General features: G+C 28.0%; 15 protein-coding genes and 1 pseudogene. 9 read left to right on the top strand and 7 right to left on the bottom strand.

What is annotated here, in order from left to right:
• Positions 1 to 220: 220 nt before the first annotated feature.
• The 5 genes from QZZ11_RS05680 to QZZ11_RS05660 all read left to right on the top strand — a co-directional run bounded on the left by QZZ11_RS05680 (position 221) and on the right by QZZ11_RS05660 (position 3,845).
• The gene (locus QZZ11_RS05680; protein ID WP_292474345.1) at positions 221 to 556 is read left to right on the top strand and encodes a hypothetical protein; all 336 of its coding nucleotides are present in this window, start codon (positions 221 to 223) and stop codon (positions 554 to 556) included.
• A 91-nt stretch (positions 557 to 647) separates the two neighbouring features.
• A complete protein-coding gene (locus QZZ11_RS05675; RefSeq protein WP_292474343.1) occupies positions 648 to 1,580 on the top strand; it encodes a hypothetical protein in 933 nt (310 codons plus the stop codon).
• Positions 1,577 to 2,413 carry a hypothetical protein gene (locus QZZ11_RS05670; RefSeq protein WP_292474341.1) on the top strand — a complete coding sequence of 279 codons (837 nt, stop codon included), beginning with the start codon at positions 1,577 to 1,579 and terminating at the stop codon, positions 2,411 to 2,413. The genes QZZ11_RS05675 and QZZ11_RS05670 overlap by 4 nt, the downstream gene beginning before the upstream one ends.
• Positions 2,414 to 2,423: 10 nt before the next feature.
• Entirely contained in the window at positions 2,424 to 3,095 is a 672-nt protein-coding gene (locus QZZ11_RS05665; protein ID WP_292474339.1) for a class I SAM-dependent methyltransferase, read from the top strand.
• A 72-nt stretch (positions 3,096 to 3,167) separates the two neighbouring features.
• On the top strand, positions 3,168 to 3,845 hold the full coding sequence (locus QZZ11_RS05660; RefSeq protein ID WP_365952827.1) for a DUF6198 family protein: 678 nt from the start codon (positions 3,168 to 3,170) through the stop codon (positions 3,843 to 3,845).
• A 20-nt stretch (positions 3,846 to 3,865) separates the two neighbouring features.
• Here the strand turns inward: QZZ11_RS05660 and QZZ11_RS05655 are convergent, their stop codons facing one another.
• The 5 genes from QZZ11_RS05655 to QZZ11_RS05635 form a co-directional block, all read right to left on the bottom strand.
• Entirely contained in the window at positions 3,866 to 4,879 is a 1,014-nt protein-coding gene (locus QZZ11_RS05655) for a hypothetical protein (RefSeq protein WP_292474335.1), read from the bottom strand.
• A 242-nt stretch (positions 4,880 to 5,121) separates the two neighbouring features.
• Positions 5,122 to 5,706: a HemK2/MTQ2 family protein methyltransferase gene (locus QZZ11_RS05650; protein WP_292474334.1), complete on the bottom strand. Its 585-nt coding sequence runs from the start codon at positions 5,704 to 5,706 to the stop codon at positions 5,122 to 5,124.
• Positions 5,703 to 6,521 (bottom strand): 16S rRNA (adenine(1518)-N(6)/adenine(1519)-N(6))-dimethyltransferase RsmA, encoded by an 819-nt coding sequence (gene rsmA, locus QZZ11_RS05645; protein WP_292474332.1) that lies wholly within the window; start codon positions 6,519 to 6,521, stop codon positions 5,703 to 5,705. The genes QZZ11_RS05650 and rsmA overlap by 4 nt, the downstream gene beginning before the upstream one ends.
• A gap of 87 nt (positions 6,522 to 6,608) precedes the next feature.
• Positions 6,609 to 6,971, bottom strand: coding sequence for an RNA polymerase Rpb4 family protein (locus QZZ11_RS05640; RefSeq protein ID WP_292474330.1), 363 nt, complete (start codon positions 6,969 to 6,971; stop codon positions 6,609 to 6,611).
• Between the two features lie 2 nt (positions 6,972 to 6,973).
• Positions 6,974 to 7,270 carry a 50S ribosomal protein L21e gene (locus tag QZZ11_RS05635; protein WP_292474328.1) on the bottom strand — a complete coding sequence of 99 codons (297 nt, stop codon included), beginning with the start codon at positions 7,268 to 7,270 and terminating at the stop codon, positions 6,974 to 6,976.
• A 486-nt stretch (positions 7,271 to 7,756) separates the two neighbouring features.
• On the opposite strand from QZZ11_RS05635, the gene QZZ11_RS05630 reads away from it, so the two are divergent.
• Entirely contained in the window at positions 7,757 to 10,099 is a 2,343-nt protein-coding gene (locus QZZ11_RS05630) for a right-handed parallel beta-helix repeat-containing protein (protein WP_292474326.1), read from the top strand.
• A gap of 36 nt (positions 10,100 to 10,135) precedes the next feature.
• Here the strand turns inward: QZZ11_RS05630 and QZZ11_RS05625 are convergent, their stop codons facing one another.
• Positions 10,136 to 11,311: a tRNA pseudouridine(54/55) synthase Pus10 gene (locus tag QZZ11_RS05625; RefSeq protein WP_292474324.1), complete on the bottom strand. Its 1,176-nt coding sequence runs from the start codon at positions 11,309 to 11,311 to the stop codon at positions 10,136 to 10,138.
• Between the two features lie 67 nt (positions 11,312 to 11,378).
• Positions 11,379 to 12,713, bottom strand: a complete 1,335-nt coding sequence (locus QZZ11_RS05620; RefSeq protein ID WP_292474322.1) for a signal recognition particle protein Srp54 — start codon at positions 12,711 to 12,713, stop codon at positions 11,379 to 11,381.
• 137 nt (positions 12,714 to 12,850) lie between these two features.
• On the opposite strand from QZZ11_RS05620, the gene hpt reads away from it, so the two are divergent.
• The 3 genes and pseudogenes from hpt to QZZ11_RS05605 all read left to right on the top strand — a co-directional run.
• Entirely contained in the window at positions 12,851 to 13,414 is a 564-nt protein-coding gene (gene hpt / locus QZZ11_RS05615; protein ID WP_292474321.1) for a hypoxanthine/guanine phosphoribosyltransferase, read from the top strand.
• A gap of 9 nt (positions 13,415 to 13,423) precedes the next feature.
• Positions 13,424 to 14,437: a diphthamide biosynthesis enzyme Dph2 gene (gene dph2 / locus QZZ11_RS05610; protein WP_292474319.1), complete on the top strand. Its 1,014-nt coding sequence runs from the start codon at positions 13,424 to 13,426 to the stop codon at positions 14,435 to 14,437.
• 479 nt (positions 14,438 to 14,916) lie between these two features.
• Positions 14,917 to 20,303, top strand: a pseudogene (locus QZZ11_RS05605) (hypothetical protein); the annotation flags it as partial.

The following is a 20,303-nucleotide window of genomic DNA, read 5'->3' as shown; positions in this document are numbered from 1 at the left end:
TACACCAAATAATAAAATATTAAATATGGATAATAAATTATTACTTATTGTATAGTTAATAATTATTTGATAATAGTATTTAAATATTTTGATAAAAAGTATTACTTTTCACACTTTATTCATATGATTTCTACAGAGCCTGTATTTTAAAAAATAATAAGGTATATACATTTAAAACATCATATCATTAAATAGTTTTGCTTATAAAGGAAGTGTTAATATGGATAAAATAGTTCATTACTCTATTAATGATAAATTATCTTTGGATGATGTTATTTCAGTATCTATTAGAATAACTGTAAAAGATTTTCCTGTTTCCGAAATATTGGAATATCATAATGAGGGAAAATGGTCAAAAGATGTATCTACAATAACCAGAACTTATAATGATTCCGAAATTCAAGAACAATGGGGTAATTTCCAATCCAGACTCTTATCTTTTTTAGATGATGGAAATATGAGAGTTATTTTGGATATTATGACTGATGATGATAAGTATTATTCAAAAAAATATAACTTGGAAGTAGTAGTAACATCATATGAAAGACTTGATTAATATTATATCATCCTTATTTTTTTATACAATGTTTAATAATCTGATAATTTTATAAACATTGTTTTTAATATATTATATTATATAGTATATTATGAAAATTATTAATGATCAAAAAGGTTTTACAACTAGTATATTACTGTTAATATTATTAATTCCCGTATTTCTTTTACTGGTAATTACAATAGATGAATACAGTCATAATGTTAACAATACGGTTGAAAATTTAGAATCCAATCAAATTAAGAGTATAAGTGAGGATTTTGAAAATGAAATATTAATTGTTACTAAGGAATCCTTGCATAATATTACGTATGATATTGTAACTTCAAAACGATCTGTTACAGATAAGGATACTATAAGAAGATATATTCAAAATAGGATTAATGAAAAAGAGATACATTATAATAATAATTTTTTAATAGATTGTGAAATAAAGGATTTAAAATCATCAGATAATCCGTTTAAAATTGAATTATATTATTTATTAGTTGTTTCAACCAAAGATAACAAAATAAAAAATTCTAAAAATGAACAAAAATTAGTGGAAATCACTGATAAAAGATTTCCAGTATATGATCCGTTACCTACTTTAAAAACCGGAGCAACGCTTAATGGAAATTATCTTGAATACGGTAATCAGCTATCGGGGCATATAAATATAAATAATCCGGATGCATATTTAAACACAATTCAATCAATAATTATAAAGGAATGTCCATTAAGTGATTATTCGCAACATGGAAATAGTAATGAAACAATTTTATCTTGTTTAAATAATCATTACTACCATAATAGTCATGATGGTATGTGTATTTTTTGTAGATTAGAAAATAAGACAAACTGTAATCATTTTGGATTTGAAACTTTTATTATCCCAACAAAACTGTCAGATGATGCACCAGCATCAATAGATCACGTACTGTTGAATGATATTAATAATCAATATCCAGGAAATTTAGTTTCAATAGACAATAATACATTCCTCTATTTGGATAATGGACATAAATCAAAGTATGGATTATGAACAATAAAGGACAGATAATAATTACAGACATATTACTATACCTGATAATATTATTAGTAATATTTTCAATAGTAATATATGCAACAGTAACATTGAACGACAACCAGGTAACAAGAATAAATAACAAACAATTAAATAATTTATTGGAAGATAGTATATCAGCATTAACAAAAACAAGTGGAACACCAAATAATTGGGAAGAATTAAATGTTAACAAGGTTGATACAGTAGGTTTGAAATCTCCAAAAAATCAATTATTAAGTTATGATAAATTAATTAAATTAAAAAATAACCCTTATTTGTTGGATAAATATTTTCCTACCGGTATTGATTATTCTTTAACAATGTATTCTAAAAGTAATCCTAATAATGAAGTATTAATTGCCGGAAAAAGTAATTTTAATAATAAAAAACAAATTCAATCAAAAAGTACAGTAGTGTTATTTGATTATGCTTTTGATATAACATCATTCAAAAAGGAAAATATGACAGTTTATTGTCCATACAATCATTCAGAACAATGGATTTGTAAAACAATAAATGTTAACGATGAGTCATTGTCATCCGGAAAATATTATATCATATCAGATTCTGATGTTAAATATGTTATTTCCAACACATATTCTGAAAACATTACTGGTCAGACAAGAAAAACATGTATCAATAATCAATTAGAACAGTTAATGAGAAACCAAAACCAAACTATATTTTTACATATCCTAACCAATAATAATAACACTTATCTGGTGTATGATACGGATAATAAGGAAGAGTTCTTAGATGAAGTAATAAAGCCAAAAACATATGTTTTAAATATGAAAATAGCTACATGAGGAATTAAACATGGAAAACAAAGAAGTAGTTGATGCATTTAATAAAGCATCCACAGATTATGATAAATATAGAAAACAGGCAATACCCAATATGGATATCTATTATAATACAGTAGTCAATTTGACAAAAAATTATTCAGATCCGAAAATATTGGATTTGGGTGCAGGAACTGGAATATTAACAGAATTATTATATAAACAGCATCCAAACTCTGACATTACATTGGTGGATTTATCTACTGAAATGTTAAACATAGCAAAAAATAAATTTAATGATAAAAATTTTAAATATATTGAAGCGGATTATTTAACACATGATTTTGATAAAGATTATGATATAATCGTATCTTCATTGTCTATTCATCATTTAACAGATGAAGAAAAAAAGGTTTTATACAAAAGAATCTATAATTTCTTAAGAACTGGCGGAGTATTCATTAATGCAGATCAGGTTTGTGGAGCAACGGAATATACTGAAGAAATATATAAGAAAGAAGATGCCAGCCATCTAAACAGACAAAACATTCCTGAAAAAGAAAAAGATATCTTAAGACAGAGAAGATTATTGGATAAGCCTGCAAAATTATTGGATACAATACAGTGGTATGAAGATATAGGTTATAAAAATGTGGATGTTTACTATAAATATTACAGATACTTTGTAATAGCCGGTGAAAAATAATTATCCTCTTATTTATTAACATAAATAAATTCAATTATTTTATTTTTAAAAACAAATATACTACATGAGAATATGAAAAAAAATACTAATTTAAAAAATTGTTCTGATTTTAATCTAAATTGGAAAGCGGTACTAAAAAATTACACTATACTGCTTATTGGGTTATTTATCATGTCTTTTGGAGTTGCCTTATCTGTAAAATCTGATTTAGGTACAACACCAATATCATGTATTCCCAACGTACTTAAATATTCAGTTCCGTTATCTCTGGGAATGATAACCATAATATTCAATTTTTTATTAATCGTTATACAGGTAATAATACTAAAGAAAGACTTTCAGAGAAAGCAATGGATGCAATTATTAGTTACAGTCTTTTTCGGATATTTTATTGATTTTGCTTTATATGTTTTAACACCTTTACAACCAACAGATTATATTTCCCAGTGGATATTATGCATTATCAGTTGTTTTATCATTGCATTTGGAGTCTATTTTGAAGTAATATCAAATGCAATAGTACTTCCGGGTGAAGGTGTTTCACTGGCAGTACGGCATGTTACTGATATGGAATTTGGAAAAATAAAAACAGCTTTTGATTCTTCCAACGTAATTATTGGTGGTATATTATCCCTGGCATTATATGGTACATTTCAGGGAATAGGTCTTGGAACAATATTTGCAGGTATAGTTGTAGGTTATATTGTAAGGTTTTATAGAAAACTATTCGAAAATTTAAAAATTAATTAAAAAAAAGAATGGAGTTTAATTTAATCAAACTCCAATGCCATCTGGTATAAATCTTCTGCTTCTTCTTCTGCTGAATAATAAATTTTATCGTTTTGTGGACTGTAATAAGGGTAATTTTCTCTAACAGAAACTTTCTTACCTTTATATACTATGTCAACAAAATCTCCAGCTTCATCTACAGAATATATTTTTTCACTTATTTCTGATAACTTTAATGAGATTATCTCACCGGTTTTAGCATTAATTGTAGCATTACCTGAAATGTTTTTATCTGAACTTTTATTTAAAGCAGATATTGTAACATTATAGAATTCTGTGTCATTTTCACTAAACTTATTGATATTGTAATCTGATTCTTCAATTGAATAGTTTGTTTTTAATTCGTTGTCCATTATATTTTTTATTTCATTTTCAGGTAATAAATTTGATTCACTACTGTTTAAGCTATTTTTTTCAGTTTCATTAGAAGTATTAGTTGCAGTTTTAGCAGTTCCTTCATCATTTACTTCATCCCTAAATGCTCCTCCGTTAAAGGAGTATCCTTCCAGATCATTTCCTATTGGACCGTTGTCAGCATCTACTTCTAAGTAACCGTACCAACCTTGATTATCATAGATGTCTATGATATAAATTGGTTTATTTTCAATGTAAACTAATGTTGTTTCAGTGGTAAAGTCAGTATTCGGATTTTCACTTTTCAAAATGTTGATGACTTGTTTTTCAATGTCTGCTTTTGAAATTTTTGGTTGAACGTTACCGTTACTTTGATGTTTTTCTTTAATATTTTTTGATGTGGATTCATTAGCTATTTTAATGTTTCCCGTTTTGTTGACTTTAGCTACCAGAGTTTTTTCGGTAGTTTTTGTATCAGAGTCTGAATTATTTTCTCCCTGTAATACTTCTAGTGGATTATTATTTTCAGAAACATCACTTATTGATGGACTGTTTCCTCCATCAACGTAATGTATGCACCCTGACACAGATACTACTCCTATTATAAGAAGTAATATTAATATAGGCGTAAATTTATTCATATTTAATCTCCTATTATTTCTGTTTCTAGGCTTATTTTTTATATTTATTTTCTATTTCTAGGCTTCTTTATTTAAATTCTTCAAATGACTATAATTTTAACTTAAATTACTTTAAATATTTAATACTGTATTATAATCATCTACTAATGAATTGTATTAAGAAGTATAAATACTTTATTTATAGAATTTTTGAAGAAAATTTTTCAGGATTAAAAAAAGAATTTTTATAAAAATGGGGGTGATTATTTGTAAGCAGTAATCAATGTAATGTCTTCAAAGAAAATATGTTCTACGGCTGTTATTTCAGCTTTTAAACCCATTTTTTCAAAGATTTTCAAAGTCTTTTCATTGTCTGATAATGAAGATTGAACTAATTGTATCCTTCCACCTTTTTTTAAATAAGATGGTGCTTGTTCTATGAATTTATCAATAACTTCACGTCCACTTTCTCCACCATCCCATGCCTTAGAATAATCATCATCAACATGTTCTTCTTCGATTACAGGTAGATATGGCGTATTAAAAAGTATTAAATCATATTTGTCTTCAATATTTTCAAACAAGTCACTCAAAATAACAGTAATGTTTTCTCTATTGTTAAGTTTAATATTACTTTCTGCACATTTAATAGCATGAGGATTTATATCGGTAGAAGTTACTTCGATGCATTTCAAAGACGCACTTATACTTACAACTCCACTTCCCGTACCAATTTCTAAAACTTTGTCTGTATCATTGATAATTAAGTTATCTATTAATAAGAAAGTATCCTCAGCAGGAGGATATACTTCTTCACATTCATTGTATTCTATACCATTATAATTCATAACTTATCTCCTAATACTGTAGAAATTTCAAGAATATCTTCAGGACTAAGTTTAAACACTTTTTCTTCGAATAAAGGACAATCTATAGTATCCAGAATCTTTTTTAATTCCTTCTTATCAAAATTAAGTTCATGAGCAGACTGAACAAGTGCTTTTTTAGCCTTTTTATTTCTATGTTGGAATAATGCTCTTGTAACATCATCAAACAAGCTATTAATATTTACTTCTTTTTTAGGTATAAGCTCAATAACTGCACTATTAACCTTAGGTTGAGGTATAAATGCTTGAGGAGGTAAAGTATCAATAATTTTAATATCAGCTCTAAAATATAAGGCCACTGATAATCTGGAATATTCTTTTGAATTGAATTTTGCATTCATTCTCTTAGCAAATTCCAACTGATACATCAAGACTGCTTTTTTAAAGTCATATTCTAATAATTTGAAAGTAACTGGTGATGATATTTGATAAGGTAAATTGGAAACCACTTTATCAAAATTTGGAAAATCAATTTTCAACGCATCTTCATTAATCACTTCAATATTTGTAATCTTTTCTTTAATCAATCGTTGTTTCAAAATATCAGATATTATTGGATCTTTTTCTATAGCAATAACTTTTGAAGCTTTTTTGGCCATTGGTATGGTTAAAGTACCTATTCCAGCTCCAATTTCTAGTATTACTTCATCAGATTGAATATCTGCATGATAAAGGATATTATTTAACTTATTATCATCTATAAGGTAGTTTTGACTTTTATTCTTATCTAACCTTATATTATATTTATCGAGAATTTCTCTGGTATTGTTGGGCATATTAATGTCTCAATTAAGTTATTAATAGAAAAGTAAGTATATATAATTTGGAGGTTAATTCTTAAAGATAAGAAGTAGAGGATCGATTTATCGGTATTGATCCAATAAATCTAATATATTTTGCAAAAGATCTGTATCAAAGTTTCCTCTTTCTTTTGCAAATATTAATCTTAAGTCATCAAGATCTTCTGGCATCAAATCCACTACTTTTACTGCTTGAGCTTCTGTAAGATATTCTTCAAGTTTAGTAACTAACTCTCGAGCATCATCAGCATCAAGAAGTGCAAACTTACTGACATAGTCAATAGTTAAGTTTTGTTCATATGTAAATTGGCGGCCATCGACTTCGTTATTTTCATCAGCTTTTTCTTCTACTTTTTTCATTAGAATTTCTTTTGCTTCAGATATTGTAATAGGTTTGGTATCAATGACTTTTTTTCCAATCATCATAATCACTCTTGTACTTGTAATTTGAGATGTTCAGGTCTAATAATTAATTCTTTAGCTTTGTTTCCATCTTTAATAGCAACAAGGTATGCTCTTCCTTTTTGTCCAACTACTTCACCAGTTTTTCCGTGGAATCTAGGGTGTGGTTGTCCTTTTTGGAAACTTGAATCTGTAATTATATGTACTTTTTGACCATTTTCAAATACTTGTATTTTTTTACTTATAATATTAGCTCGTTTAGGTCTGATACTTTTTTTAAGTTTATATCTTGATCGACTTTTAAATCCTTTTGATTTTTTCATCTTTTATCATCTCATTTATGTTATAGAATTTAATTTTATAGGTTTTATTGTGAGTTATAGGTTTTTCACAAATAATAAGGTTTTTTTAGTCTTATAGGTTTTGACTAATAGCTAATTATTAGTATAACTAATTATTTTGAATACTAAATTCTAATTATCCTGTAATGAGTTATTTCTTCTTATTAATTTCTTTAGAGCTAAGAAAGAAATTATGTATGTATTATAACATATTTCTTGTATTAAATATTTATAAAACAAGAGTATCCTATGTTTTAATATTATATTATATTTATAATCTTCATTATTTATATATCTATACCTTCTTTTTTTCATTTGAATATTTTTGTGCAAAATTTATTTTTAATTGAAAATAGAAATATGATAAATAATAATTCTCTAATTATGTGTTTTACATTTAGGGTAATGGCTTAGGGAGGTAATATTATTAAATATATCAAATATTCTGTTTTTGTAATATGTCTCTTATTGTTTGTAGGGGTATCATTTGCTGCTGATATTGACAATAACATCAATCATATCGACAATGGACAGATTAATATCCAAAAAGATAATAATATTGAAGACTATTCAAAAGTTAACGATTCAATTTCTAAGGATGTTTCTACAAAAAATTCTTTGAAAAAGAATAATATTTATTCAAATAATATAAAAAATACATCTGTTCAATCTAAAGAATCAACAGAACCAGTAAATGCTAAAAAAATTTATGTTAATCTAAATATTAAAAATTCTAAACAGGATGGAACAATTAATAATCCATATTATAGTTTAAATTTAGCTATAAGCAAAGCTGTAGATAAAGAGAATATAATCTATTTAAACGAAGGAACTTATAAGCTTTCTAATAAAAATAACATATTAAAAAATATTAAAATAATTGGAAGCAATAGGGAAAAAACAATTATAAATTGTAACTCAAATCAGGGTTTTAGAGTTTATAAGGGAGCTAAATTATCCTTTGATAATTTAACAGTTACAAACGCTAATTATTCCCAGGGGGGAGTTATATTATTATCCTCAAATTCAAAATTAGTTATAAATAACTGTACCTTTAAAAACAATAAAGGAAATAATGGGGCAGTATTGTTTGGTTCCGGAGCAAATATAAGTGCAAATATTACTAATTCCAAATTTGAATCAAATACGGCTGTTAGATTTGGAGCAGCATTACAAATGGGAGGATATAATTCCATATATAATGTAATGAATTGTACATTTATCAATAATAAATTAACAGATAAAAACTATTTACACAGTACTGGCGGAGCAGCAATTTATGCTTCAGCATATTCCACAGTGAATGTTGATAATTCTGTTTTTAAGAATAATGAAGCAATTTGGGGAAATGCAATATTAAATGGTAATCATGCAACGTTGAAAATTTCAAATTCAAAATTTTTAAGTAATATTGCCATAAAAAATACTGCAGGTACTAACAGAACTAAAGGAGGAGCAATAGCTATAGGTAGTGGACATGCTGATATATTGAACTGCTATTTTGAAAATAATAAAGCAGATATTGGTGGAGCAATTTCTGTTAATAGTGGAGAAACTGTAAAAATAACATCCTCTATTTTCCAAAAAAATATTGCTTACTATGAAGCTGGAGCAATCAATAATTATGGAGTATTAACCATAAAAAACACATCATTTATTAAAAATTCTGCTACTATTAATGGTGGAGCATTATTAGATAAGGGATTAAATAATATTTTAATTGATAACTGTACTTTTAAGGATAATAGGGTATCCACAATTAATATTGTTGAAAATCAAATTCCATCAGGTGGTGCAATATTTATTACAAGTGCATCTTCTCAGTTTAATATAAAAAATACAATTTTTAATCACAATAGCGCATATAGGGGAGGAGCCATTTATTCTAACAAATTCGTTCAATGGATCAATATAATTAACAATAAATATCACAATAATACTGCATGTTGTGGTGGAGCAATGGTTATAACTGGAGAAACAACGGTCAATGTTGAAAAGAGTAGTTTTACATATAATCGGGCAGTAAAAAGAGGTGGAGCAATACAAATTCTTGGTTTAATACAAGGAAATTTCCTTGAAACAACATTTAAAAATAATGTTGTTAATCAATCATCAGATTGTAATGGTGGAGTAATATCTATAGAATATTATTCCAGATTAGGATTTAGTTTTTGTAATTTTGAAAATAATTATGCTAATAAAAATGGAGGAGCTATTTATTCTTCATCTGTTGTAAATATGCGTATAATTGAATCAAATATGATAAATAATACAGCTACTCTTGGAAGTGTGTTATACATTGATAACAGTAAAAATTATAGAACATTTAAAAGTCAAATTATTTTGGATGGTACTTCATTAGTAAATAATAACGGCAAATATATACTATATTCAAAAAAGATATATAACGAATCATGTAATTACAATATAATACGGGCTTGTTGGTTTGGATCAAATTATGTTCCTAATAATGTAACCAGTAATTTTAAGATATTAAATTATGTACTTCTTACCATTACCATAAATGATATTAATATAGAAACGAATTGGTTGAAATCAAATCTTAATGTTGTTGTAAATAGAACTAAGAATGTAGATAAGAATTTACTTGTCAGTACAGCAACTATCAAAGAAAATAATAATTATAGATATACTGATGCATTTTTACCTTCAAGAAAATTCATAATTAAAGAAAATAATAACAGGGAAATAACTAAAAATTTATATGTTTATTATCATTTAAATATGGATTTGAATAGTATAGTTATAAAAATGGATAATCAAAAAATTACAATAAAAATAGTGGATTAATAGAAAAATCTTTCTATTATTTTTTTTAACATATACTTAAGGTATATGAACTTTTAAAACATCTAATTGTGTACACAATGCTTTATTGTTAGTAACGCTACTTACACTAGGTACGGTTCGTCCTTCATCACCAGAGATTAATTCCTTAATATATAATCCACCCTGACATTTAATTTTTAAACGAAGTTTTTTACTGTTTATTCTTTCAGCTTCAAGTTCTTTAATCTCTCTAGTTCTGATCTTATCTGCTCTTCTATGTGATACCCTAATAGGTGTTCTTTGATTGATAACGTGTAGTTTTTCTATCTTTTTTAAATCGTTACTTGTAACTCCCTTTTCAAATTCAGCTATTGCGGAGTAGATTTTATAACTTTCAACAGAACTGTTTTTTATTGCTGCACGTCTATTGTTATCTACAAATTTCAAATCATTAATTTCTATTTTACCCTCACTATGGCTATTCACAACTCTTCTTAAAAGTTTTAAATCTATTTTTCTGACAAATGGATGTTTAACTTCAATAACAAAAGGCCTGCCTTCTCCAAGCATTAATACATCTATGTCTTCCCTACCAGAACCATGAAATTTAATAGTTTTACCTTTTGCCATTGGTAATAAGTGTTTACCTATCAGTCCTTCAACTGTTTCCTTATATTGTTGTCCTGTTCCATCACAAGATTCACATCCTTTACCTTTACATTTTGTACATGGCCATTTGGTTTGTGGTATGCCTCTGACTAATTTACGGTATTTTCCTTCTATAAACAAAGGATTAGAATCAATAAACACGGTTAAATTTTTAATTTCAGCATAAGGTGTGTGTGGAAATGCTTTTTTTCTTATTTTAATATTGATAATTACTTCGGGATTTTTATAATCAATAGTTTTACCCATCTTTTCAACTATCATAGCTGATAATTCTTTTCTTAACTGTTTTTTTAATCCGTTGTTGCCTTTATAGTTTACCTGCTTATGTATTTCTTTTTCAGCTACATTAAGTTCATTATAATTTACCTGGCAGGCTATGTGAAAAGTTTCAAATTCTATACCAAACTTATGTATCTTGTTATATATTACTTGGTAAATTTTATCAACATGTAACAGTAAATTATCACAAAGGCTACATTTTTCATCAGCTGAAGTTTTAGGGAATTTTCTACTAATTCTAGCTAAGCATCTGGAACAAAGTTTATAGTCATTAATTTCTGACATGATAATTTCCTTTAAAATTTATTAATCTAAAAAAAATAGTTAAAAAATATTTAAGATAAGATTAATCTTATCTATTCATACGTCTCATGAGTTTACCCATAGGTCCACCCATATTACGTTTGCCCATACCTTTTAGTGCTTTTTTGGTTACACTATAATATTTAAGTAGTTCTTTTACATCATCATTAGTCAATCCTGCACCTCTACTGATACGATTTATTCTGGATTTTTTGATGACTTCAGGATTTTCTAATTCATATTCAGTCATAGAATTCATTAATATTTTGTATCTTTCAAGTTTCTCTTCAGTTACTTTTGATGCATTAGCAGGAAGTTGACTACCAATACCAGGAATTAGTTTCATAATTTGTTGCATTGGTCCCATTTTATTCATCATGTTTAACTGATTTTCCATGTCTTTTAATGTGAATTTACCGCTGATAATTGAATCAATCATTTCTTTATCTGATTTTTCAGAGGTAACTTCTTGTGCTTTTTCAATTAAGGTTTCAAGGTCACCCATTCCAAGAAGTCTAGATATAAATCTATTAGGATCAAATGCTTCGAAATCATCTACTCTTTCACCGGTACCAATAAATTTAATAGGTGCGCCTATTTCTGCAACTGCAGATAATGCACCCCCACCTTTCGCTGAACCATCTAATTTACTTACTATAATTGAACCAATATCTGTGGTTTGTTTGAATGATTCTGCCTGATTTTTTGCTTGTTGACCTATGGTTCCATCAATTACCAATATTACTTCATCAGGTTCAACCACGGCACTTAATTCTTTCATTTCATCAAGTAAGTATTGTTCCTCTTTATGACGACCTGCTGTATCTACTAATATGATATCATATTTGTTTTCAAATTTTTCAAGTCCTTTTTTAGCTAAATCAATTGCATCCTGATTTTCAGGATCTCCATATACCGGAGTGTCTAATGGTTCACATAATTGTCTTAATTGTTCGTATGCTGCAGGTCTCCATGTGTCCGTACATACAATTGCACAAGTATGTCCTCGTTTTTTAAGTAATTTAACAAGTTTTGCGGTTGTGGTTGTTTTACCACTACCTTGTAAACCTAACATCATTATTTTAAAAGGTTTATGGGTGATTTTTAGTTCTTCTGGTTCTTCACCAACGAGGTTTACTAATTCTTCGTATACTATGCGCATTACGTGTTCTTTTGGACTTAAACCTTTTGGAAGTTCTTCTTCAAGAGCTCTTTTTTCAATTTTTTTTGTTAAAGCAAATACCACTTTAACGTTTACGTCTGACTGGATAAGTGCGCGCTGAATATCTTTAGTGACTTCTTTTAGTGTTTGTTTGTCTATTATTGACATACCTGCTAGTTTTTTCATAGTTTGGGATAAACTATCGCTTAATCCTTCTAACATTTTTAACCTCCCTATCTTTTATTGGTAAAAGTCTATTATTATATAATTTATATCCAATTACATTAATAATTAAGTATTTTACTAAAATCGAAGTAATATATTTATAAGTAAATAGACTATGTATGGAGTCATTTGTTATGTTAGAAGAGTTAAAAAAATCTTTAGTTGAATGTCCTGTAGTTAAAAAGGGAGATTATTTTTATTTTGTTCATCCAATAAGTGATGGAGTACCATTAGTTGAAAGTAAATTATTAAATTCTATAATGGATTATATTGTAGATAATTTTGATTTATCTAATGTTGATAAAATTGTGGGTGTAGAATCTATGGGAATTCCATTAGCAACTGCTTTATCACTAAAAACGGATATTCCATTTGTAATAATTAGAAAAAGATCTTATGGATTGGAAGGTGAATACCAAGTTCATCAACAAACAGGTTATGGAAAAAGTGAACTATTCATAAACAATATCAATGAAAATGATAATATTTTGTTGATTGATGATGTAGTAAGTACTGGCGGTACATTAAAAAGTGTTATCGCAGCTCTTGATGATATTGGAGCAAATCTGGTACATATTATTCTTCCTATTGAAAAAGATGATGGTAAAAAAATAGTTGAAGAAGCAACCAACAAAAAAATTAGTACATTAGTAAAAATTAAAATGGTAGATGGAAAAGTAACTATTGTTGAAGATTAGGTTTTTATTATGTCTACACTGGATTATGATTATAAATTCGATGTTATAATAGATAAAATAAAAAGTATTGATGCACAAAATGTCATCTTACAGTTTCCTGAAGGATTAAAGAGTGATGCAATACATGTTTCAAACACTATTCAAGAAAGTTTACCTGAGGTAAACGTAATTATTGATGCAGATCCATGTTTTGGGGCTTGTGATTTGGCTGATGTAAAAGTTAATAAACATATCGATTTGGTTGTTCATTTTGCTCACACTCCTCTTCCAATAAAAACGGACTGTCCTGTTCTATTTATTGAGGCTCATTCGTCTGCGGATGTTGAAGCTCCTATACTGGATGCTTTAGATAATTTGGACCCTGAAGTTAACACAGTTGGACTTGTTACTACTACACAGCATATACATAAATTAGATGAAATGATTGATATTATTGAAAGTAAAGGATATAACGTAAAACTTGATAATGGAAAAGGAACTTCTAAAGGACAAGTATTGGGATGCAACTTCACATCTATTAAAAAATTAGATGTTGATGTAATTATTTATGTGGGTAGTGGAGATTTCCATGCTTTAGGAGTTAAACTTTTTACACAAAAACCTGTAATCCTTGCTGATCCCTTTATTGGAAAGTCAAGAAATATTGAAGAATTTTATGATAGAATTCTAAGAGTTCGTTTCGCAAGAATAACCAAAGCAAGTAGTGCAAAATCTTTTGGAATAATAATGTCTTCTAAAAAAGGTCAACTTAGATTTGATTTAGCAATACATCTAAAAAAATTAATTAAAGATCATGGATTTGATGCACAAATATTGAATATGGATTATGTATCTCCTGATTTATTATTACCTTATGATTTGGATGCTTTTGTAATGACTGCATGTCCAAGGATAGCTATAGATGATAGTGCTATGTATAAAAAACCGGTACTTACTCCTGATGAGTTAGAAATAGTCTTAGGTTTAAGAGAATGGGATGATTATCAGATGGATGAAATAATTATACATGATGAACAAACCTAAAAAATCAATACTTCATTTTTAAGAATTTTTTTAACTATTTTTTTTTCTTTTGTTATTTTTATTGTCTTTTTTTTTAAATTCTTAATAATACATTATATTTTCATTATCTATCGGTTTTATATTGGTTTTCTTTTTTTCTATCTATTTATTTTTTTAATAATGTCTTGAAATAATATTTTTTACATGATAATTCTTGAAAAATCTAACTAACTATTTAAATATTATTAATTTATGGTAAATTTTATTATAAAAAAAGTATAAACTACAAATCAATAAGAATAGGGTGTTGTATTATTTTTAATAATTTAAAAAAATGATAATATATCGTTTAATTCAACTTAAAAAAGTATTTATTGTATGATATTGATACAACAGTTTAACTCTATTTTTGTTTAGTATGTAATGCTTTTTTAAGTATTTAAATTTAATATGATGGTGAATACTTAATTAATAAAAAAATTAGGGATAAAGATGATGCTATGTTTAATTATAAAAAGTGTTTCTTAATATTCATGATTTTAATATTATTGTTATTTGGAATAACAGTTGTCAGTGCAACAAATAATACTGATGCAGATACAACAGTTCTTGATACAAACACAATTACGAGTACTGATACGGTTTATCCAACAGATAATACTAATATAATCACAGATAGAAATGAAACAAATAATTATGATAATAGTATAGATGATACAGTTGAAACAACAAAAGCGGTGACAAAACAAGTTACCAAAGATAGAAATACAAAAACAGATTCATATAAATCAGTATCAAGTTATACTCAATTGGTTGAAGCGGTTAATAATGCTAAATTATCAGTTACAGAAAGTGGTACTTTCACGATTAATTTATTACCTGGTGATTATAATGCAACAGCTAATTTTAACTGGGATGCTTCTTTACGTACGAAAACATTAGTTATAGAAGGTAACGGTTTAGTACTTAATGGTAATAATCAGTATAGATTTATTACTGTAAGTAATCATTGTACTTTAAAATTGAATAATATTACATTTACCAATTATACTGCATCAAATGGTGGAGTAGTGTATAACCTTCAAGGTGATGTTACAGTAACAAATTCCAAATTCATTAATAATAATGTATCTTCATCTGGTGGTGCAATATTAAATGCTGAGGACTGTAATCTTATTGTAACCGGTTCCACTTTTACTGGTAATCTTGCTGAACAGGGTGGAGTAATTAATAATAGAGGTACTCTTACTGTAAGTGATTCTACTTTCACTGATAACAGGGCAATAGGTACTAATGCATTTGGTAGTGTATTGTTTAACTATGGAAATGCTAATTGCCATATTAGTGATTCTAACTTTACAAGTAATAGTGCAGCTAAGGGTGGTACAATATGTAACTACAATGGAAATCTTGAGGTGTTACGATCTACTTTCAATAATAATTATGCTCCGAATGGTGCTGTAATATTCGATAATGGAGGTAGTGTTAGTCTAACTGGTTCTTCATTCAATGCTAACAATGCAACAAAAGGTGGAGTATTATACAACCAAAATAATGGTAGGATAAGTATCAGTGGTTCTTCCTTTTCAACAAATTTTGCTGTTGATGAAGGTAGTGTTTTACATATCATAAATGGTAATGTTAACATCACTACTTCTAAGTTTAAAAATAACAAGGCCGATAGTGGAGCTATCTATAATAATGGTAATGTTTTTTTAACATCTTCCGAATTTATAAATAATACTGGAACTAATTTAGGTGCTGCAATATACAATGTTGGTATGTTTAATGTAACTAATTCTAACTTCACAAGTAATCGGGCAGCTACTGGTGCTGCAATATTTAACTTACAAGGTACTATTGATGTAAAGACTTCCAACTTTAATTCCAATATTGCTAATAGTAACAGTGCTGGTGGTGCAATAATTAACTATAATGCTACTGCAACTGTAACTAATTCAAACTTTACTAATAACCAAGCAAATTCTGGTGGTGCAATATATTGTATTAATTCTACTCTCAACGTACGTGGTTCCAAATTCACACGAAATTTGGGGAATACTAGTGGAGCTGCAATAGGTATCACTAATGGTGGAGCTGATATAAATACTTCTGACTTTATTGGGAATAATGCAAATTTCATTGGTGGTGCAATATTTAACAACAAAGGTAATGTAAGAGTAGCTGGTTCTAGCTTCAAAAACAATACAGTACCTAGTTTTGGTGGTGCAATTTTCAATAATGGTACTTTTAGTGTTGGTAGTTCTAACTTCAGTAATAACACTGCAAAAGATGGTGGTGCAATAGTAAACTATTTAGGTGCTGTTCTTAATGTAACTAATTCAAACTTCACAAAGAACTCTGTTTCTGATGGTGGAGGAGCAATATTCACTCAGGATAAACTTACAATATCCGGTTCCATTTTTACTAATAACAATGGAGGTAAAGGTGGTGGTGCATTATATATGGATAATAATGCTGTTGTAAGTGTTACAGGCTCTACATTTACTGGTAATATCGTAAGTGCTAAGGGTGGAGCAATTAGGAACTTGGATGGTAGTCTTACTGTAACTAGATCTATCTTTATGAATAACACCTCAGAAAATGGTAGTGCAATATATAACGATGAAGGAAATACTAATGTAACAGATTCTTCCTTTACAAGTAATAAAGCAAGTAATACTGGCGGTTCAATATTAAACCTACGTGGTAATATTATTGTAAATGATTCTGACTTTGTTAATAATACTGTTACTGAGAATGGTGGGGCAATAATCAATTTGATGGGTAATGCTACTATAAAGGGTTCAACATTTACCGCTAACAGAGCAAGATATGGTGGTGCTGTATTTTTCAATACTGATAGTAAATCTAAAGTAAGTAGTTCAAAATTTGAAAATAATAATGCTGAATATGGTTCTGGAATATTTAACAATCAAAATGCAAGTTCTGAAGTAAATACTTCTTCATTTATAAATAATACTGCAAGTAACGGTGGAGCTGCTATATATGGAAATGATGGGGTTAAAACATTTAATTCAATTTTCATAGGAAATACTCCAGAAAACTTTATTTTAGTAGACAGAATAATTACGTTGGATAGAAAAGATAGCTTTATTCCTGCTCTAGGTAGTATTTCAGTTTATATTGATGAAGATAACACTCCAGCTTTCACAGGTCAACTATTAATTGATCAATTGCTTGGTTATAGAGTACCATTGGGTCATAAGGTATGTGTAACGACAAATGGTTTTTTACCAGATAGATTCGATAATAATTCATTTATTATATTTTCAGAAATAACTAATTATTCTGAACTTGTACAAGCTGTTGAAGCTGCTAAATTATTAAATAGTGATTCTACTCTTTATTTAAAAGCAGGAAATTATAATGCAACAGCCAGTATGACTTGGGGTAATTGTAATGGTAGTGCACGTAAATTAACTATAGAAGGTAATGGTTTAGTGCTTGATGGTAAAAATACTTATAGATTCATGACTGTTGATGAAGGTTATACATTGGAATTGAAAGATATTACGTTAACTCGTTATACAGCATCAAATGGTGGTGCAATATACTCAATGGGTAATGTTAAATTAACAGATTCTAATTTCGTGAAAAACAATGCAACTGGTGGTAATGGTGCTGCAATATACAATTATAATAATGCTAACCTTACTGTTATTAGAAGCAATTTCACAGATAACACTGCAGCGACACATGGTGCTGCAATATTCAATCATAATGGTGCCAGAGCAAATATAACTTCATCCAGATTTATTAATAACATTGTAAATGGACGTGGTGGAGCAATACATACCAAAGATAATAGTATTACTTTTGTCAGTGATTCTTTCTTTATTAACAATAAAGCAGAGAGTTATGGTGGTGCAATTCTCAATAATATTGCTAAAACCAGTATAAGTGGTTCTTATTTCATTAATAACACAGTAAATGGTTCTGGTGGAGCAATAACTAATCATCAGTATGGTAATACAACTGTAACCGATTCACAATTTACAGGTAATGTTGCATATGAAAAAGGTGGTGCAATATCCAACCATAATAATGGTAATATTAATGTAACTGCTTCTACTTTTATTAACAATACCGCATGTGTTGGTGGTGCAATAGATACTATTAGTGGTAGTGTTAAAATTATATCTTCTGAATTCAGAAATAATGAAGCTAAACAAATTGCTAATGTTACATTTAATATCAATGGTGGTGCTATAAATAATGAAGCTACTCTTAATATAACTCGTAGTGAATTTATTCATAATGTTGCATCTCAAAATGGTGGTGCAATTTATCAAAAAGTTGGTTCTGATTATAGTATAACCGATTCAATTTTCATTGACAACACTCCAAAAAACTTTGTTAAAACTTCAGATAATATGTTATATCTGGCAAAAACTGATAATTATATCCCAAGTAATGCTACTATAAATATTGAGGTAGGTTCTTCTAGTGTTACTAAGAAGATGATTAATAATATTGTATCAGATTATACTTTCCCTATGGGAACTTACAATTTAAGTATCAATGTTAATTCAAATAATCAAAATATAAAAGTAAGAAACAATACTTATATTATGGCTATAGACAATAACAGTTTAACTTTGTATTCTGAAGATATAAATTGTTATTACGCAGAAACTATTCCTTTAACAGTTCTTACAAGAACTAAAGTATCTAATGCCAGAGTAACTGTTAGTATATCTGGTAATATTATTGGAAGTAAGGTAATTGATAGAGTTACTGATAATATTGTAGTGAATATGAATACTACGAATTTATGTGGTGTTTACACATTAAATATTCGTTATACTGATACTATAACAGGTTTTGAAGCTACAACTACAAGTACCTTGAATATTACAAAGAAAAATACATCAATTGTACTTGAACCAATAAATGACATTAAATACAATGAAAATGTTTTAATTAAGGGAATATTACAAGATAAGGATGGTAATAATTTAACTAATCAAATAGTAAGACTAATCATTGGTGATAAAGAAGTCAGTGTAACAACAGATAATGGTTTGTTTGAGTACAACACCATAATAAAAACTCTGGGTAAACAAACTGTCAGAGCAATATATGGTGGAACAGAGGAATATCAATCATCAGAAACAAACACAAGTTTTACAGTTAATAAACAAGATGTTGTTGTAACATATGAAGATATCGCAGATACTAAAGTAGGAAATAATGTAACTATAACTGGTACATTCAAAGATGCTAATGGAAAAGCAATTACTAACAGTAATGTAAGAGTTTTCATAAATACTAAGAAATATCTTGTAAAAACTGATCAAACAGGAACATACATTCTTAACGAAAAAGTTACACGTGCAGGAGTAAACGAGGTTTCAGTAGGTTACGGTGGAAATAACTACTACAACAGCTATGAAACTAGTACAACATTCTATGCTACACAAGATGTTGTTGTAACATATGAACCAATACCTAATTTAAAGGTCGGTGAAAATGTGACTATTACTGGTAGGTTTACTACTGATGATGGTAAGGCTATGACTAATAGTAATGTTAAAATTATTATTAATGGTAAGAAGTTTTATGCTAAGAGTGATTCAACTGGTACATATACTTTTACAACCAAGGTATCACGTGTAGGAATAAATAATGTTACAATAGGTTATAGTGGTAATGATAAGTACAATCCTTATGAAACTAGTACAACATTTTATGCTACACAGGATGTTATTGTAACTGTTTATCCTATTAGTGATGTTGCTTTGGGTGAAAATGTGACTATAGCTGGTAAGTTTACTACTGATGATGGTAAGGCTATGACTAATAGTAATGTTAAAATTATTATTAATGGTAAGAAGTTTTATGCTAAGAGTGATTCAACTGG

Origin of the sequence: Methanosphaera sp., from assembly GCF_016282985.1 — an archaeon.
In the GTDB taxonomy this organism is placed as follows: Archaea; Methanobacteriota; Methanobacteria; order Methanobacteriales; family Methanobacteriaceae; genus Methanosphaera.
The sequence above is the reverse complement of the archived record's forward strand: the minus strand, read 5'-3'. Positions and strand labels throughout refer to the sequence as shown.

What these genes read in the sequence shown, in the direction of transcription:
- QZZ11_RS05675 (WP_292474343.1), top strand. Translation starts at nt 648, where the DNA reads ATGAAAATTATTAATGATCAAAAAGGTTTTACAACTAGTATATTACTG.
- QZZ11_RS05655 (WP_292474335.1), bottom strand. Translation starts at nt 4,879, where the DNA reads ATGAATAAATTTACGCCTATATTAATATTACTTCTTATAATAGGAGTA.
- hpt (WP_292474321.1), top strand. Translation starts at nt 12,851, where the DNA reads ATGTTAGAAGAGTTAAAAAAATCTTTAGTTGAATGTCCTGTAGTTAAA.
- QZZ11_RS05635 (WP_292474328.1), bottom strand. Translation starts at nt 7,270, where the DNA reads ATGAAAAAATCAAAAGGATTTAAAAGTCGATCAAGATATAAACTTAAA.
- QZZ11_RS05625 (WP_292474324.1), bottom strand. Translation starts at nt 11,311, where the DNA reads ATGTCAGAAATTAATGACTATAAACTTTGTTCCAGATGCTTAGCTAGA.
- QZZ11_RS05640 (WP_292474330.1), bottom strand. Translation starts at nt 6,971, where the DNA reads ATGATGATTGGAAAAAAAGTCATTGATACCAAACCTATTACAATATCT.
- QZZ11_RS05670 (WP_292474341.1), top strand. Translation starts at nt 1,577, where the DNA reads ATGAACAATAAAGGACAGATAATAATTACAGACATATTACTATACCTG.
- QZZ11_RS05680 (WP_292474345.1), top strand. Translation starts at nt 221, where the DNA reads ATGGATAAAATAGTTCATTACTCTATTAATGATAAATTATCTTTGGAT.
- rsmA (WP_292474332.1), bottom strand. Translation starts at nt 6,521, where the DNA reads ATGCCCAACAATACCAGAGAAATTCTCGATAAATATAATATAAGGTTA.
- QZZ11_RS05620 (WP_292474322.1), bottom strand. Translation starts at nt 12,713, where the DNA reads ATGTTAGAAGGATTAAGCGATAGTTTATCCCAAACTATGAAAAAACTA.
- dph2 (WP_292474319.1), top strand. Translation starts at nt 13,424, where the DNA reads ATGTCTACACTGGATTATGATTATAAATTCGATGTTATAATAGATAAA.
- QZZ11_RS05660 (WP_365952827.1), top strand. Translation starts at nt 3,168, where the DNA reads ATGAAAAAAAATACTAATTTAAAAAATTGTTCTGATTTTAATCTAAAT.
- QZZ11_RS05665 (WP_292474339.1), top strand. Translation starts at nt 2,424, where the DNA reads ATGGAAAACAAAGAAGTAGTTGATGCATTTAATAAAGCATCCACAGAT.
- QZZ11_RS05650 (WP_292474334.1), bottom strand. Translation starts at nt 5,706, where the DNA reads ATGAATTATAATGGTATAGAATACAATGAATGTGAAGAAGTATATCCT.